The sequence below is a fragment of the Nocardioides sp. genome (assembly GCF_035429765.1).
GTDB lineage: Bacteria > Actinomycetota > Actinomycetes > Propionibacteriales > Nocardioidaceae > Nocardioides.
Genome location: NZ_DAOMFK010000303.1, coordinates 1 through 2,450, shown reverse-complemented (window position 1 = coordinate 2,450; position 2,450 = coordinate 1). Strand labels below are relative to the sequence as shown.

Sequence of the window (2,450 nt, the reverse complement as noted above, 5' to 3'; positions counted from 1 at the left end):
GCCGCGACCCGGTCCCGGGCTCCGGGTCGCGCGCGCCGGCCGGTCCCGCAGCGACCACCTCAGGGGACGCGGATGATCAGGGCGTCGCCCTGACCGCCGCCGCCGCACAGCGCGGCGGCGCCGGTGCCACCGCCTCGCCGCTTGAGCTCCAGGGCCAGGTGCAGCACGATCCGGGCCCCGGACATGCCGACCGGGTGCCCCAGCGCGATGGCGCCGCCGTTGACGTTGACCTTGTCGTCCGGCACGCCGAGCTGGCGGGCCGACTCGATGCCCACCGCGGCGAAGGCCTCGTTGAGCTCGAACAGGTCGATGTCGGACACCGCGATGCCCTCCTTGGCCGCCGCGGCCTCGATGGCTCGGGCCGGCTGGAGCTGGAGGGTCGAGTCGGGGCCGGCGACCTGCCCGGAGGCGCCGATCTCGGCCAGCCAGGTGAGCCCGAGCTCCTCGGCCTTGGCCTTGCTCATCACCACCACCGCGCACGCCCCGTCGGAGATCTGCGAGGCGGATCCTGCGGTGATCGTGCCCTCCCTGCTGAAGGCCGGGCGGAGGCTGCCGAGCGACTCGGCGGTGGTCTCACCGCGCACGCCCTCGTCCTGGGCCACCGTCACCGTGCCCCGGCGGGAGACGATCTCGACGGGGACCACCTCGTCGTCGAAGAGGCCGTTCTTCCACGCCTCGGCGGCCCGCTGGTGCGACCGGGCGGAGAAGGCGTCCTGCTCCTCGCGGGTGAGCCGGGCACCCGTGGCGTTGCACGACTCGGTGAGGTTGCCCATGGCCTGGTCGGTGAACTGGTCGAAGAGGGCGTCGTAGGCCATCGAGTCGACCAGGGCGGTGTCGCCGTACTTGAAGCCCTCCCGGGACTTCGGCAGCAGGTGCGGCGCCTGGGTCATCGACTCCATGCCGCCGGCCACCACGATCTCGTGCTCGCCGGCCCGGATCAGCTGGTCGGCCAGGGCGATGGCGTTGATGCCCGAGAGGCAGACCTTGTTCACCGTCAGCGAAGGAACCGTCATCGGGATCCCCGCCTTGACCGCCGCCTGCCGGGCGGTGATCTGGCCGGTGCCCGCCTGGATGACGTGGCCCATGATGACGTAGTCCACCTGCTCGGGGGACACTCCGGCCTTGGCCAGCGCGCCCTTGATGGCCACCCCGCCGAGGTCGGTGGCGGACTGGTCCTTCAGGCCGCCCAGCAGCCGACCGATCGGGGTGCGGGCGCCGGCGACGATCACGGATCCGGACATGGGCTTCCTCCAAGGGGCGTCGTGGAACGAGGTCGGGCACCACCCGACCATGGCGACACTACCCAGCCGACCGCGAGGGCGGAACCGGCCCCGTGATGAGGCGATGGTCACAAAGGGCTTCCGGCCCGCGCGGGCGGCGTACGACCATGGACCCCATGACCGGCACCCCGCTCGACCTGCCCGCCCACCTGTTCACCGCCATCGACCACGTGGGCATCGCCGTGCGCGACCTGGACGAGGCGATGGCGTTCTACCGCGAGAAGTACGGCATGACTGTGGTGCACGAGGAGACCAACGAGGAGCAGGGGGTGCGTGAGGCGATGGTCGCCGTCGGTGACTCCGGCTCCTGCATCCAGCTGCTGGCCCCGCTGTCCGAGGGCTCCACGATCGCGAAGTTCCTCGAGCGGTCCGGTCCCGGCATCCAGCAGCTGGCGTTCCGGGTGACCGACGTGGAAGCCGTCGCGACAGTGCTGCGGGAGCGCGGCCTGCGGCTGCTGTACGACGCCCCGCGCCGCGGCACCTCCGACTCCCGCGTCAACTTCATCCACCCCAAGGACGCCGGCGGAGTGCTCGTCGAGCTCGTCGAGCCCGCCGCCCAGGACTAGCTCTCCACCCCCGGTTACCGGCGAGTAGATTGGCCGGTGCCACCACCTCACGCCCAAGGAGACCCCCGTGCAGCACATCCTCGACGCCATCCTCGCCGGCGACACCAGTGGTGAGGAGTTCGCCCAGCTCGCCCTCCCCGACTCCTACCGCGCCGTCACGGTGCACAAGGACGAGGTCGACATGTTCGAGGGCGTGCCCAGCCGGGACAAGGACCCGCGCAAGAGCCTGCACGTGGACGACGTCCCAGTCCCCGACCTGGGGCCCGGGGAGGCGCTGGTCGCGGTGATGGCGAGCGCGATCAACTACAACACCGTGTGGACCTCGATCTTCGAGCCGGTCTCCACCTTCGGCTTCCTGGAGCGCTACGGACGGCTCTCGCCGCTGGCCAAGCGCCATGACCTGCCCTACCACATCGTCGGCTCCGACCTGGCCGGCGTGGTGCTGCGGACCGGCGCCGGCGTGCACCTGTGGAAGCCCGGCGACGAGGTCGTCGCACACTGCCTGTCGGTGGAGCTGGAGTCCCCCGACGGCCACAACGACACCATGCTCGACCCGGAGCAGCGGATCTGGGGCTTCGAGACCAACTTCGGCGGGCTGGCGCAG

General features: G+C 71.4%; 3 protein-coding genes. 2 read left to right on the top strand and 1 reads right to left on the bottom strand.

From position 1 onward, the window contains the following. Positions 1–59 precede the first annotated feature (59 nt). On the bottom strand, positions 60–1,241 hold the full coding sequence (locus tag PLP61_RS16510) for an acetyl-CoA C-acetyltransferase (protein ID WP_324503856.1): 1,182 nt from the start codon (positions 1,239–1,241) through the stop codon (positions 60–62). A 155-nt stretch (positions 1,242–1,396) separates the two neighbouring features. Here PLP61_RS16510 and mce point away from each other — a divergent pair, with 155 nt between their 5' ends. Both mce and PLP61_RS16500 read left to right on the top strand, forming a co-directional pair. Next, a complete protein-coding gene (gene mce, locus PLP61_RS16505) occupies positions 1,397–1,846 on the top strand; it encodes a methylmalonyl-CoA epimerase (RefSeq protein ID WP_324503854.1) in 450 nt (149 codons plus the stop codon). A gap of 67 nt (positions 1,847–1,913) precedes the next feature. Then, positions 1,914–2,450, top strand: a 537-nt coding sequence (locus PLP61_RS16500) for an alcohol dehydrogenase catalytic domain-containing protein (RefSeq protein ID WP_324503853.1), incomplete at its 3' end; no start/stop codon positions are given.

What these genes read in the sequence shown, in the direction of transcription:
- PLP61_RS16510 (WP_324503856.1), bottom strand. Translation starts at nt 1,241, where the DNA reads ATGTCCGGATCCGTGATCGTCGCCGGCGCCCGCACCCCGATCGGTCGG.
- mce (WP_324503854.1), top strand. Translation starts at nt 1,397, where the DNA reads ATGACCGGCACCCCGCTCGACCTGCCCGCCCACCTGTTCACCGCCATC.